At 59.8% G+C, this 12,565-nt stretch carries 10 protein-coding genes and 1 pseudogene; 1 reads left to right on the top strand and 10 read right to left on the bottom strand.

What is annotated here, in order from left to right:
* Positions 1-48: 48 nt before the first annotated feature.
* From LQ952_RS13575 to LQ952_RS13585, 3 genes are all read right to left on the bottom strand, one after another.
* Positions 49-1,545: a SulP family inorganic anion transporter gene (locus LQ952_RS13575; RefSeq protein ID WP_238623166.1), complete on the bottom strand. Its 1,497-nt coding sequence runs from the start codon at positions 1,543-1,545 to the stop codon at positions 49-51.
* A 300-nt stretch (positions 1,546-1,845) separates the two neighbouring features.
* Positions 1,846-1,983 carry a GGDEF domain-containing protein gene (locus LQ952_RS13580; protein WP_238623167.1) on the bottom strand — a complete coding sequence of 46 codons (138 nt, stop codon included), beginning with the start codon at positions 1,981-1,983 and terminating at the stop codon, positions 1,846-1,848.
* 227 nt (positions 1,984-2,210) lie between these two features.
* Positions 2,211-3,098 carry a hypothetical protein gene (locus tag LQ952_RS13585; protein WP_238623168.1) on the bottom strand — a complete coding sequence of 296 codons (888 nt, stop codon included), beginning with the start codon at positions 3,096-3,098 and terminating at the stop codon, positions 2,211-2,213.
* A gap of 163 nt (positions 3,099-3,261) precedes the next feature.
* Here LQ952_RS13585 and LQ952_RS13590 point away from each other — a divergent pair.
* Positions 3,262-3,408, top strand: a pseudogene (locus tag LQ952_RS13590) (transposase); the annotation flags it as partial.
* A gap of 38 nt (positions 3,409-3,446) precedes the next feature.
* On the opposite strand, the gene LQ952_RS13595 reads toward LQ952_RS13590, so the two are convergent.
* The 7 genes from LQ952_RS13595 to LQ952_RS13625 form a co-directional block, all read right to left on the bottom strand.
* Positions 3,447-4,463 (bottom strand): Fic family protein, encoded by a 1,017-nt coding sequence (locus LQ952_RS13595; RefSeq protein ID WP_238623169.1) that lies wholly within the window; start codon positions 4,461-4,463, stop codon positions 3,447-3,449.
* Positions 4,464-4,608: 145 nt separating this feature from the next.
* Positions 4,609-7,719 carry a type I restriction endonuclease subunit R gene (locus LQ952_RS13600; RefSeq protein ID WP_238623170.1) on the bottom strand — a complete coding sequence of 1,037 codons (3,111 nt, stop codon included), beginning with the start codon at positions 7,717-7,719 and terminating at the stop codon, positions 4,609-4,611.
* 11 nt (positions 7,720-7,730) lie between these two features.
* A complete protein-coding gene (locus LQ952_RS13605; protein ID WP_238623171.1) occupies positions 7,731-8,657 on the bottom strand; it encodes an FRG domain-containing protein in 927 nt (308 codons plus the stop codon).
* A complete protein-coding gene (locus LQ952_RS13610) occupies positions 8,654-9,970 on the bottom strand; it encodes a restriction endonuclease subunit S (protein WP_238623172.1) in 1,317 nt (438 codons plus the stop codon). Before LQ952_RS13610 ends, LQ952_RS13605 begins: the two co-directional genes overlap by 4 nt.
* Positions 9,967-10,344, bottom strand: coding sequence for a hypothetical protein (locus LQ952_RS13615; RefSeq protein WP_238623173.1), 378 nt, complete (start codon positions 10,342-10,344; stop codon positions 9,967-9,969). The genes LQ952_RS13610 and LQ952_RS13615 overlap by 4 nt, the downstream gene beginning before the upstream one ends.
* On the bottom strand, positions 10,341-11,474 hold the full coding sequence (locus LQ952_RS13620) for a hypothetical protein (RefSeq protein WP_238623174.1): 1,134 nt from the start codon (positions 11,472-11,474) through the stop codon (positions 10,341-10,343). Before LQ952_RS13620 ends, LQ952_RS13615 begins: the two co-directional genes overlap by 4 nt.
* On the bottom strand, positions 11,471-12,565 hold a 1,095-nt coding region (locus LQ952_RS13625; RefSeq protein ID WP_238623175.1), incomplete at its 5' end, for an HsdM family class I SAM-dependent methyltransferase. The genes LQ952_RS13620 and LQ952_RS13625, both read right to left, overlap by 4 nt.

A 12,565-nucleotide genomic window follows, 5' to 3' on the forward strand; every position in this document is an offset into this window, starting at 1 on the left:
CTCTCGTTTCACAATAAAGCCTTCGACTTCAGTCGAGGGTTATTTACCTCAATGCCCCATCAGCCGGTCGGCGGCATCGGGCTTGTCATGGACGGCATGGCGGTCAACGATGGTGGCCGTGGCCTCGTTCATGCCGATGATTTCCACCTCGGTACCTTCGCGGCGGAAGTTGATCACCACCCGATCCAGTGCCGCCACGGCGCTGATGTCCCAGAAATGGGCGCGGGACAGATCGATGGTCACCTTATCCAGATCCTCGCGGAAATTGAAGGCGGCCATGAATTTTTCCGTGGAGGCGAAGAACACCTGACCATAGACCCGGTAGGTGCGGTGCAGGGTTTTGTCATCCGGGTTGGTATCGGAGTCGGCGCCCACGAACATGAATTGGCTCACCTTGTTGGCAAAGAACAGGGAAGCCAGCAGCACCCCGGTGAGTACGCCGATGGCCAGGTTGTGGGTGAACACCGTCACCGCCACGGTGGCGATCATGACGATGTTGGTGCTCAGGGGATGGGCCTTCATGTTCTTGATGGAGTTCCAGCTGAAGGTTCCGATGGATACCATGATCATCACCGCCACCAGGGCCGCCATGGGAACGATGCTCAGGATGGGGCTCAGGAAGACCACCATGATCAACAGGAAGATGCCGGCCGAGAAGGTGGACAGACGTCCGCGGCCGCCGGATTTGATGTTGATCACCGACTGACCGATCATGGCGCAGCCCGCCATGCCGCCGAAGCTGCCGGCGACGACGTTGGAGATACCCTGGCCCTTGCACTCCCGATCCCGGTCGGTCTTGGTGTCGGTCAGGTCATCGACGATGTTCTGGGTCATCATGGACTCCAGTAGCCCCACTACGGCCAGGGCCAGGGAGTAGGGCAGGATGATCCACAGGGTTTCCAGGTTCAGAGGGATGTCCGGCAGCAGGAAGACCGGCAGGGTATCGGGCAGTTCACCCATGTCGCCCACGGTGCGGATGTCCAGTTGCAGCAGCCAGGCCAGCAGGGTCAGCACCACGATGGTGACCAGGGGGGAGGGGATGGACCTGGTCACGTAGGGGAACAGATAGATGATGCCCAGGCCCAGGGCGGTCATGGCGTAGACATGCCAGGTCACGCCGGTCAGCTCCGGTAGCTGGGCCAGGAAGATCAGGATGGCCAGGGCGTTGACGAAGCCGGTCATGACTGAGTTGGAGATGAATCGCATCACCCGTCCCAGCTTCAGATAGCCGGCCAGGATCTGCAGAAAGCCGGTGAGGATGGTGGCCGCCAGCAGATATTCCAGCCCGTGCTCCTTGACCAGGGTGATCATGAGCAAGGCCATAGCGGCAGTGGCGGCGGAGATCATGCCGGGCCGTCCCCCGGTGAAGGCGATCACCACGGCGATGCAAAAGGAGGCATACAGGCCCACCTTGGGGTCCACGCCGGCGATGATGGAGAAGGCGATGGCCTCGGGGATCAGGGCCAGGGCCACCACCAGGCCGGCCAGCAGGTCTGCCCGGATGTTGGAAAACCATTCCCGTTTGACTCTTTGCCACTGTATCAAGGATTGTATCCTTCTGCTGGGTCCGGGCCGTGCGGCCCGTGGATATTGCGATGCAGCACGTCCTTGGCGGTTCCGTGGCCTGTGCCGTGACCCGCCGGGGTCGCACTGCATCCGATGTTTGAAGCGTTCAGGGATTCGGGGCGGAAGCGCCCGGGAAACGTCTGATAAATCAGAGCGATGCCGGTCAAGAAGATGTCCGACACGGACCGGCGACCAAGTGCCGGATTAATGCAAAATTCAGGGGGCGCAATCGTATGGATGAAGGGCGGGAATGTCAAGATTACCGCGGCGGGTCATGGATCAGAGACTGACCTGATTGCGCCCACATTCCCGGTACAGCTGTTCGTCCAAGGTCTGAGCCACCTTCCGCTGGGCATCGTCTCCGGCACCGTGGCCGTAGTGGTCGTTGTAGAGCTTGAAGTGATCGATGTCGATCATGATCACCTCAATTACGTCACAGGATGCTGTGCCGGTTCATGGCCTGAATGGCCTCGCGGATGCTGGCGGTTTCAGGCGGGCCGATGACGTTGGGTGTGGCGATACGGCGAAGGGAGGGCAGTTGCATCGGCACAAGGCCGCACATGGCTGATGATGCCGCCAGTGTCCGCAACGTGTGCGGATTTGGCAAGCCTGCACTGGTCGGTAATCAGTGCAGGCCTGTTACATCAGGAAAACATGGCCTTGAAAGTGGCACGGATCTCTTCACGGATTATCTCGCGAATCCGTTCTTCGGAGATTGGTGGTTCCTGCTTGGGCAGGGCCTCCAGCTCGGCCTGGATCATGGCATGAATGGCGGCTTCGATGGCGCCGGGGGTGGATACGGATGCTGCGGCGGGTGCTTCATCGATCCGCGGCATTTCTTCCGGTTCGGACATGGGGGCCTCGGTTGCTTGTTCTGGCATGGTGTCATCAGGAATGAGTGTATCTTCTTCCGGCTCCGGCTCCGGCTCCGGCTCCGGCTCCGGCTCCGGCATCGCTTCAGCCGTGGGTGTTTCCGCGGTTGCCTCGGTCTCCGGCATGACTTCATCCACTTCCATGGTGGGATGAGGTTCAGTTTCCATCAACATCTCTTCCTCCGCCATCGCCTCTTCGATCAGGGGCGTGGGCGGAATCTCTCGGGCAGGTTCTGATTCCTCTTCGCCGGCCTGCTGCAGCAGCATGTCGAGGACGGGGTCGTGTTCCGCGCCGGTTTCCGGGGGGGGCGCCTCTTCCGCTGCCTCCCTGGACCACATGGCATCACTGACCAGCTCCAGTTTCTGGACGGAAGGCGCCTCTGCGGTCAGTATGTCCTCAATATCCGGTTCCGGTTCAGCCTGTCGTGGTGGCGCCTCATCGACGATGAACCGGTCAAAGTCACCGTTTTCGATCCAGTCCGCCCATTCATCATAGAGGGCATTCTTGTCCGCGACACCCGGGATATCTTTGGAAATGAAGGCCGAGACATCCGAGACCTTATATTTCTTCCGGACGTACTCCGCCAGAATGACGCCGATATCCTTGTTTTCGCGGGTCAGCGCCACCAGGCGCATCAAGCTCTCGGATTTTGCATTCATGTTCGGTCCCTTCACGGCTGTGTCGGCCGGCTGAGTGGATGGGTCGCCGTGGCCCTCGCCAGGCCCCTCATGAACACCTTATCGGCAAGTGGTCAGGGAAATTGAACATTTCCCTGACCCAGCGCGCGGCTACATCGTGCCGAGGATCCAGCCGTTCTATCATGCCTACCCAAACCTTAAAGGGCATGAAGCCGGCAAGAAGGTCAAGGGGCGCAAGCGCCTCCTGATTGTCGATACCCTGGGGCTGCTGCTCGCGGTCAGTGTCACCGCCGCCAACGTCCAGGATCGCGACGGCGCATCCCCGGTCATTGCGGCTGCCATGGCCCGATTGTCAAAAGCATCCCGCTGCTATTCGTCGGCATGGTGTTGCAGCCAACGATGGCCTTTACCGGTCAACCGATAGCGCTGAGTCGGGCTGCGCGGGGAATCGGGTTGGGTACGTTCGATCCATTCGTCTTCCATGGCCGGGTTGAGGTAATTATTCCGGAACGTAGGCCGGTGTGACAAACCCAAAGCCTGCATCAAATCGTTGCTGCCCAACTCGCCGCTCCCAATCGCATGGATCAATGCCGCTACTTGATCGGTTACTTGATCGCCTACATGGTCGGTCGACACAGCTTCGCGCACGGCATCATGTAACGCACCCAGCATGAACTCAACAAAAGGAGTGGCATCCGCTTGGCTATCGGCCACCGCGAGCACCCGGTAATAATCTTCCTGACGATCACGGATCACTGTTTCCACCGGCAGGTAAGCCAGCAGCGGCTTCCAGTGTCGGAGGATCAGGGTTTGCCACAGCCGACCCATGCGACCGTTGCCGTCGGCAAAGGGGTGGATGAATTCGAACTCGTAGTGAAAAATGCAACTGGCCACCAAGGGATGCTCGTTGGTGTCTTCCAGCCAATCCAGCAGATCCGCCATCAGCTTGGGTACACGATCAGCAGGAGGCGCCATGTGCACCAGCTGTTCTCCCCGGAAGATGCCGACCCCGCCGGATCGATATCGACCCGTTTCATCCACCAGCCCGCGCATTAACAACTCGTGCGCCGCCAGCAAATCCTCCTCGACACTGGCATCCCAGTCCTCCATGGCCTCGTAGGTCGCAAAGGCGTTACGCACTTCCTGAATCTCGCGGGGGTGCCCCAACACCCGTTTGCCCTCAATCACGGCGGTCACCTGTTCAAGGGTGAGCGTGTTGTTCTCGATGGCCAGCGAGGCCTGGATAGTACGGATGCGATTCTCCCGGCGCAGGCGCGGAGTCAGGTTCTGTTCGGCCAGCACGGTGTAGCGTCCGATGGTTTCGCTAATCTCGGCGACCAGATGCACTATCGCCGGGGTGATGGTGTAAGGTGGCTGATATTTCATGTCGCCTCCCTCGCTAATTGAAGCGGAGCAAACCATGTCGCGCAGTGCCCCAGCTCAACACGATTACACGCAGCAGATGCCCCTTCGATGCGGGTGATCGCGGAGTTCTGTCGGTCGGTGTTGGTGAACTGGGGCCGAAGGGTTTTCATCGCTGATCACCAGAATCGACTGCATCCGTTGCCGGGATGGTGTCGTAAATCACCTTGGAAAGCACCGCAAACGCTGCATCCTCAAAGGCTTTGTCATCCATGTAGCGCGAGACGATCTTGTCGTTCTCGCTCATGCGCTGAATCATCAGGTCTTCCAGCATCTGACGCAGGCCCAACTGGAATTTATCGAAGGGGTTGGCCTGACGCAGGCGGACGACTTCCGGGGTATTGGCGGCCTTCTCCTTGATCTGCTCGAAGAACAACCGGTCTTCCTCGGTAAAATTGGTGCCGAAGCGGTCGTTTAGCACCTTGATGATCTCCGAAAGAGGCGCTTTCTCCTCCTTGGCCTTGCCGGTGCCGACGTCCGTGGGGCTCTTCACACCGTACTCGCCTTCGCCCTCGCGCAGTTCGATGGCCCCGGAAAAGACCCGTTGCAGGCGGTAGTACTGCAGGCCCACTTCATCACCCAGCTTGACGGCGCTGGTGTCGCGCTCCAGCGGCATGTGCGGCAGCAGGAACCGGCCGAAGCTGTAGAGCATCTCCAGGTCAGGATCGCCGTAGGGGATGATCTGGCTCAGAAAGCTGTACACCTTCACATAATCACTCAGCTTGTCGCGGAATTCACCACGCTGCTCTTCATCCTCCATCGCCTTGAAGCGATCCACCGCCGGTTGCAGATGGCGCTGCAGGTGGGCGTGGTCGGCGGGGTTTTGTTTGCCCGGCACCCGGTAGAAGATTCGGGCAAAGGCCTCCACCTCGTTCCAGTGGTAGACCTGAAAACCATCCAGTTCGTGCTTGAGTTGTTCGAGCTGGGTGGGATCGGAACTCTCCTGCAAACTGGTGGCGTCGTAGTAGGGCTTGAAGGCGCGGTAGATGTCCTTGGCCTCGTTGACGAAATCGAGCACGAAGGGCGTCTCCTTGCCCGGTATCATGCGGTTGAGGCGCGACAGGGTCTGCACCGCCTGCACCCCGTCCAGCCGTTTATCCACGTATATCGCCATCAAGAGCGGCTGGTCGAAGCCGGTCTGGTACTTGTTGGCCACTAGCAGCACCTGGTAATCGGGCGAGGCGAAGCGCTCCGGCAGCTGCTTCTCGCTGATCGGCTTGCCGCTCACCACATCGGTATTCATCCCCGGTTCGGTGTATTCCAGACCGGTTCCCGGGTCGCGCACCGTGCCGCTGAAAGCCACCAGCGGCCGTATGTCGTCGTAACCGTGCTCCCCAATGTAGCGCTGAAAGGCCTCCATGTACTTCACCGCTTGCAGTCGCGAACTGGTCACTACCATCGCCTTGGCCCGCCCGCCCAGGTGGGTACGCACATGGCTGCGGAAATGCTCGACGATCACCTCGATCTTCTGGGCGATATTGGTCGGGTGCATCACCAGGAACTTGGCCAGCGCCCGCGCCGCCTTCTTCTTCGGCAGGTCGGGGTCGTCTTCCACTGCCTTGACCAGCTTGAAGTAGGTTTTGTAGGTGGTGTAGTTCTGCAGCACGTCGAGGATGAACCGTTCTTCGATGGCCTGACGCATGCTGTATAGGTGGAAGGGTTCCGGCTTGCCACTGACCCCGGTACGGCCAAACAGCTCTAGTGTCTTGCCTTTTGGCGTAGCGGTGTAGGCGAAAAAGCTCAGGTTCGGTTGCCGACCGCGCGAGGCCATCACCTCATTCAGGCGGTCCTCCCAGTCCGTCTCTTCGTCGTCCCCATTGCCACCTGTGCCCGCACCCAGAATCGCCTTCAGCTCCCGCGCCGTCTCGCCGGTCTGGGAGGAGTGCGCCTCGTCCACAATCACCGCATAACGGCGCTTGCCGATCTCCGCCTCCCAGGCTTTGGCTTGCGCCTTGGCCGCTTCATCCGGCGCGTCGGCGCTTTCGACCCCGGCGGCATGGAGCAGGCCGTGCAGCACAAAAGGAAACTTCTGCAGGGTGGTGACGACAATCCTGGTACCGTCGATCAGCGCCTCGGCCAGCTGTTTCGAATTCTGGTCGATGGCCTTGACCACCCCCTGAGCGTGCTCGATCTGGTAGATGGCGTCCTGCAACTGACGGTCAAGCACCTGCCGGTCGGTGATGACGATCACGCAGTCGAACACCTTGTGATCGTCGCCATCGTGCAGACTGGCCAGTCGGTGCGACAGCCAGGAGATGGAGTTGGTTTTGCCGCTGCCGGCCGAGTGCTGAATCAGATAGTTCTGCCCAGGCCCCTCGGCGCGAGCGGCGTTGATCAGTTTGCGGGTGGCGTCGAGCTGGTGGTAACGAGGGAAGATCATTGCCTCCCGGGTCACCATGCGACTGCCACCTTTGCCGTCGTCCACCTTCTCCTCCTTCTTCTCGATGAAGACGAAGTGGCCGAGGATGTCGAGAAAACTCTCGCGTTCCAGCACCTCTTCCCAGAAGTAGCCGCTGCGGTAGCCGGAAGTGTGCTGTGGATTGCCCGCGCCGCACTGAACCGAGCCTGGGTGGCTGCCGCGATTGAAGGGCAGAAAGAAGGTCTTTCCCCCGGCCAGCCGGGTGGTCATGTGCACCTCATCCGGATCGGCGGCAAAGTGCACCAGCGCCCGCTGCTTGAACTCGAACAGCGGCGCGCGCGGGTTGCGGTCTTCCTTGTATTGCCGCACCGCGTGGCGCCAGCTCTGGCCGGTCCAAGGGTTCTTCAGCTCGCAGGTTGCCACCGGCAGGCCGTTGACGGCAAAGACCAGATCGACGGTGGAATGATCGCCCGGATGACAGGGCACCTGCCGGGTGGCGGTGAGCTGGTTGGCCCGGTACTGCGTCAGCACCTCCTCATTCAGGTCGTGGGCGGGTTTGAAGTGGGCCAGCCGGAAGGTCTTGCCATAGAACTTGAAGCCGTGGCGCAGCACATGCAGCGAGCCCTTGATGGTCAGCTCCTTGACCAGCGTCGCCAGCAGCATCGCCTCCAGTTGCGCCCCGTGCTGGGTGCGCATTACCTCCCATAGCTGCGGCTGGGTGGCGGCGATAAAGTCGGTGATCGCCTGCGGGAAGAGCGCCCGCTCCCGGTCCCAGCCGCTCACACTGCCCTGTTGCCAGCCTTTTGCCAGCAGCATCTGCTCCACGTAGGATTCGAAGGCTTTTTCGGTGGTCTGGCTCATGGCGTTTCCCCTCAGGTCATTCCGTTGATCTCGAACACCCGATACTTGAGCCACTTGGCGATGCCGTCGAGATCGGGGAACAGTTGCTTGTCGAATACACCGTACTGGTCCAGTCGGCGGCGAATGTCGTCATGGGCGGCCTGGCTGATCACAATCTTCAGCACGTCATTCTCCTCCAGCGGTTGCATCGGCTGATGGCAAGCCAGCAGTACCCCGTCTTGGGCGCGGATGCGCGGCGAGACGTGCGGCGGATCGTAGATGACGTTGCTGCTGATGTCGAAGGGCGACAGCTCACCTTCTTTGGTGGGTTCCGGCTGTGTGCGGGGCCAGGTGGCGGTGGTCGTGTCCAGATCGTCGTCCGAGAGCACCGGTGCTTCACCGCTTTCATCCAGTCCGAAATCGTCGTAGCCGTCGTCGTCGCCTGAAACGGGCGCGGCGGATTCCAGCTCCTCCACGCTGGCCCCGCCGTTCTTCTGCTGGCGGCGCAATTCACTGAAACGCGGCGGCTCGCTGATCAGCACATAGACAGCGCTGTCGTGCGGGTTGCCGTCCTTGTCCTTCTTGGAGTCACGACAGGCAAAGTAGAGCGCCACCAGCGGGTTGGTGGTCCAGTCCATGAAACGGGTTGGCAGGCCGTGGTGCTGGGCGATGGTCAGCGCCTCCCAGTCGTTGCGCGGCAGGTGGTTCACATAGGTGAGCAGGTGGTTGCTGAAAGTCTCCAGCACCTCGTTTTCCCGCCGGTCGCGCTCGGCGGGCGGCAGACTGTTCAGATGGGTATAGCGACCGATGGAGGGTTTGAGGTCGAAACCCTCGAAGGCCCGCTTGGCCTGGCCTCGAAAATAGCGGCGCACCCGTTTGCCGTTCTTCTCCACGATACCCAGGTTGTTGCGGACCGTGGTCAGGTACTCCTCGAAGCTGTTGACGGTGAACTCGTTCATGCCACCGCTTCCCGAACGTCGATCTTGCCGGTCACGGCGGCGGTGATCAGGGCGGTGCGGTACTCCTGCAAGCGGGCGATGGCCGCCTCGACCTTTTCCATCAGTTTGTCGATCTTGGCAGTTTCGCGGTCGAGGTAGGTGGCGATGGCGGTCTGTTCGGCCGCAGATGGTTTGGGGAGCATAATACTGCCCAATCGGTCGGCGGTTAACTTAGGTTGCGCTGCCCCAGTGATAAGAGGCGTGTAATCAAAAGTCTGGAGAACACCGACCCAGTAACCTATGTCGCCGGACAATGGCTTGAGAATGTGTGCGTGGTTGTTTACCCAATATTTACCTGTTGCCAGGAAGGCCAAAGGCGTACTGCGTGAAAGCAAGTTGGCACCATCTTCCGCTACGAGAATCAGTGCTTCATCGAAAATGTAATCCTCAACATAATCTATGACCCCAGATGCCCCGTAGTATGGGTAATTCTTCTCCATGTCTGCCCGATCTATACCTGCAAGCGGTATGCGCCGGTAGTCCTGGTTCAGAAATGCATATCGTAGCGGAATAACCACCCACCCCTCCGGCACCTGGCCGAGCCATTCAATGCCGGAATTCTTGAAGCGGGTGTGGGGTTCGAGGCCAAATTCGAGGGCGGCGTCTGCGGGCAGGCCACGGGTGACGGTACGGGAGATGAGCGCGGTGCGTTGCTCCTTGAGTAGCGCGATCAGCTGTCGTTTCTTCGCCACCAATCTATCGATCCGCCCCATCTCCCGGTCGAGAAAATCGGCGATGGCAGTTTGTTCGGGCAGAGGGGGTAACGGTGTCAAAAAATCCTTGCAGAATTCCGGTGGCACACGCTTTTGCCCGCCCGCTCCATACATTTCCGATTCGCCGAGCTTACGGTAGCCGTCTGTGATGGTGAGGTAGAACAAAAAACGATAATCAAGAGCCTGAGATGCTCGCAGCACGTGCAATTCGGTTGTTCCGTAGGCCGCCGAATTGACCAACCCAGTCGCTATCGAACCTTTGCTATTCTCGAAGCAAGGTGTGATCTTGGCAATGACGACATCACCATCCTGAAACTCGGTGTATCCCCCACCGACCTCAGCCTTTACCCGTGTCTGGTCAAGACGGATACCGCCGTTTTCGTTTACGGCATCCATTGGCACAAACGAAATTTCTTGGTCTTCTTCCAAATTGCGAAGTATTGGCGCGGGTGGATTTACGCGCATAGCGAACCGACCGCGTTTTACCTCCCAATGCCCCGGCACCTGCCCCAGCCACTGGACGCCGCTTTCCTTGTATTCGGGATAAGCCGGGTATCTCACGCCATGACCTCCCGGTAGAGCCAGCCGCGCGCTTCCGCCTTTGCCTTGAGCTGCTTGGCTTTCTTTTCGGTGGCGCTTTTGCCGTAGGTGGAAAAATCGATCAGCACATGTTCCGGGAAGGGCTCAGGGTCGGGCGTCACGGGCAATCCGAGAGCTCCGCACTCCGCCGTGGATACCGCCAGCACACCGTTACTGCCCAGTTTGAGGTCCTTGGTGTAATGCTCAAAGGCATCGGCGGGGGTAATCTGGTCGCCGTCGTAGACGGAGAGCTTCTGTTCATCCTTGGGTGTGGGGCGGAAGGCTTGGGATGAAGGCCGCCCATCCTGCACGAAACTGGGGTGAATCTGGCGCAGCAGAAGGGTGTGATCGTTCATGCCTCACCCCCTGTCCGTCCTGTGATCTCCGCTGCCAGCCATTGCCAGTCGGAGGGCTCATTCAGGTTGAGCGTCTTTTCCTGTTCCTGGTCATTGGCCATCTCCAGGGCATGCCACTGGCCCTGATGCTGATCGAGGTCGATTTCCAGGCTGATCTCCCAGCCATTCACCGACCATTCGGCCTGCACGCCGCCTTCTGCGGTCGGGTAGAGATAGGGCGGGGTCAGTTCATCCGGATAGTTGCGCTGGAACGCCTCTGCCAGCCAGTCCAGCCCTGCCTTGTCGGGCGCAAAGCCCTTTTTGCCGTCCAACCAGCCGTGTCGTAAAGACTTGAGCTCTTCCAGTCGGGCGGCAATGTCATTCACGTCCAGCAGGCTGAGGTGTTCAATGGTTTCCAAGCTTTGCAGCCGGTCGTAACGGTTGTAGCGGCCGATGCCTTGCAGGAGCACACGCGCACCCTGTTTGTAGCCGTTAAAGGCGTCCATCACGGTCGGCAAATGCTGGCCTGCAATGGGGGCGACCACCCGTGGCCCGTTGATGACCTGTAGCTCAAAGGTCATCTTGCCCTGGTCGGCTTCGGGGATACTGCCACGCAGGGTGACCTCTTCGGTGAGTTCCTGCACCTGGCTGGAGGCCAACACCAGTTTGCGGCGCGTGGCCTTGGTGAGCCGAGCCTTGCGGTCGATTGACTGGGGCGCTAATTCAATGGCTTCGCCATCGCGCAGGCTACGGCCGAAGCGGTCGAAATAGGCCAACAGCGAATCGGGCAGATGCTGGGTGATGGGCTCGTCGTGTTCGGCGGCATTAATCGCGTCGATCAGATGGGTGCGGGCCTGTTCGAAATAGGTCTGCGCCTGCGGTGGAAAGAGTTGCGTCTGTTCGACGACCAGGCTCAGGTGGGGTACGGCGCTGCCTTCGCCGACGCCCGACAGCTTGAGTGCGACACCATCGGTAAAGCCCTTGGGCGAACGCTTGCGCTCAGGGTGATCCTGCAGGTAGCACCATTTGGCAACCTCGATGATCATCTCCTCCAGCACAGCCAGATCTTTAAGCAACTCCAACGGGATGGCGTGTTCGGCAAAACGCGCACCGACCATGCGTGGGGTCAGAAAGTCGATGACTTGGCTCATGCGGTCACCTCCTTAAGCAGGTCGAGAATCTCCCCTTCCAGCTCCTTGATCTCGGCCTCGATCTCGGCCAGATCGCGCGGCGGTTCGTAGCGGTAGAAGTGGCGGTTCAAGGGAATTTCGTAACCGATCCTGGTCTTGCTGTGGTCGATCCAGGCGTCGGGGACGTGGGGCAGGACCTCGCGCCGGAAATACTCTTCGATGCTCTTTTTAAGCGGCACGGTCTCGGTGTCGCGCAGGTCGGAGTCGGGCTCCGGCTGGCCCTTCTTGTCTTTGCAGATCGCGGCGGTCTCGTCCCGCTCACCCAGGGCAGCGAGCACCGCCTTCAGCTCGGGAGCGGAGAGTTTGACGTTTCTTGCCCGGTCCACTTCGCGCAGGGCCAGCAGGAACATTTTACGATCCATGAACATCGTGTCGCCGTGCAGCTCAGCAAAAGCGGCGAGCAGGTTACGGATCTCCTGCTGCCGTGCCTTGCCTGCCTCAATCTCTTGCTGGCGGATGGTTTCGTTCTTCTTGCTGCTGGAGGCGAGATTCTTGAAGGCGGTCAGTTCCTCCAGCCGGGCGATGCGTTCCGCCGTGGCCTGGAAATTCAGGCGCAGGGGGCGCTCGACGGTGATCTTGTGATAACCGAAGTCGTCGTTGTCGAAGACTTTACTAACGACCAAATGTTTTTTCTTCTGTCCGTTCAATTCGTCGACTGTCGGCTCGTGCTCGTAGACGCCGAGAACCTTGCCATCTTTATCAAAGGCAACCCAACGGTTTTCACCATCGGTAAAATTCTCATAGATCCGGGTAATCTCAGCGATATGATTCGGGTCTTTGGCTTTGTCTTGCGGGTCTCCGATACGGCGGCGCTTGTTGCCAAGCGATTTTTCCATCTGCACCCAAAAGTTGCGGGCGTCGATGAGCTGCACCTTGCCTCTGCGTTCTTTTGCCTTGCGGTTGGTGATAATCCAGGTGTAGGTGGCGATGCCTGTGTTATAGAAGAGTTGCTCTGGCAGGGCGACAATGGCCTCCAGCCAGTCGTTTTCAATGATCCAGCGGCGAATCTCGCTCTCGCCGCTGCCTGCATCGCCGGTGAAGAGGGGCGAGCC

It is taken from the genome of Ectothiorhodospira lacustris (assembly GCF_022227785.1).
Taxonomy (GTDB): domain Bacteria; phylum Pseudomonadota; class Gammaproteobacteria; order Ectothiorhodospirales; family Ectothiorhodospiraceae; genus Ectothiorhodospira; species Ectothiorhodospira lacustris.

Bases quoted from the DNA above. Each gene is read 5' to 3' on its own strand.
- LQ952_RS13580 (WP_238623167.1), bottom strand. From the start codon at position 1,983: ATGATCGACATCGATCACTTCAAGCTCTACAACGACCACTACGGCCAC.
- LQ952_RS13585 (WP_238623168.1), bottom strand. From the start codon at position 3,098: ATGAATGCAAAATCCGAGAGCTTGATGCGCCTGGTGGCGCTGACCCGC.
- LQ952_RS13595 (WP_238623169.1), bottom strand. From the start codon at position 4,463: ATGAAATATCAGCCACCTTACACCATCACCCCGGCGATAGTGCATCTG.
- LQ952_RS13600 (WP_238623170.1), bottom strand. From the start codon at position 7,719: ATGAGCCAGACCACCGAAAAAGCCTTCGAATCCTACGTGGAGCAGATG.
- LQ952_RS13605 (WP_238623171.1), bottom strand. From the start codon at position 8,657: ATGAACGAGTTCACCGTCAACAGCTTCGAGGAGTACCTGACCACGGTC.
- LQ952_RS13615 (WP_238623173.1), bottom strand. From the start codon at position 10,344: ATGAACGATCACACCCTTCTGCTGCGCCAGATTCACCCCAGTTTCGTG.
- LQ952_RS13620 (WP_238623174.1), bottom strand. From the start codon at position 11,474: ATGAGCCAAGTCATCGACTTTCTGACCCCACGCATGGTCGGTGCGCGT.